Raw genomic sequence first — 779 nt, 5'->3', positions numbered from 1 at the left:
GAATTATCATCCTTTAAAACGTGACGAAGTACTCGCTCTTCCTTATGTATCAACATCTTACTTAAGTTTGTTGGCACAATAGCTAGCAGTATTCAAAAAAGCTTTCGTTTGTATTAACAAAAATAATGACGAGTCAGTGATGAGCGATATTTCAGCTAATTCAGATCCATCTCCAGTTTCATCTTCTCCTTTTTCAAAATTTAAAAAGATATCTCAAGCTATTCTTACAGGAATTATTTTGCTGTTATTGCTCGGCACCATTACATCCGGTACGAGTGAAAATATGCATGCGCAAATGCTTAAACTTGGTGCATATTTGTGGGATGACTATTTTGTGTTGCGAGGCGATCGTCCGATTACGGAGTGTGACCCACAAGAAGACATAGACAGTCGCTTAGATGTTCTAGAGCAAGAGCATATTGCTGAAAATGAAGCGTTTTCACTGTTGGTTGATGATTTTGATAGAGACTCGGCACGAGAGTCATTGGTGCGACAGCTCAGGGTTTGTCAGAAGAAGCATGATGAAGCCGCTATTTACGATCAAAACCTTACTCCTTCAGTTGAGATATTCCGCTCCTTGGAGCACGTGTTTGCTGACATTAGTTTGTTTGCGATCGCGCATCAGAAGCTGACCTTAATAAGTCTATTAATGCTCGCCACGATTGTGGCAACCGCTAAGCGCAGCCATATTGCTTTTAGAGCGGTTCACCATTTTAAAGATCACTATATTTCGACTACGGCGCAGTTTATTTCTCATGTCGGCCTTGGCGTTTCTGGTT

At 40.9% G+C, this 779-nt stretch carries 1 pseudogene; it reads left to right on the top strand.

The window, feature by feature from the left end:
- Nucleotides 1-139: 139 nt before the first annotated feature.
- Nucleotides 140-779, top strand: a pseudogene (locus A3762_RS24810) (hypothetical protein); the annotation flags it as partial.

The sequence above is a fragment of the Oleiphilus sp. HI0125 genome, assembly GCF_001635355.1.
The sequence above is the reverse complement of the archived record's forward strand: the minus strand, read 5'-3'. Positions and strand labels throughout refer to the sequence as shown.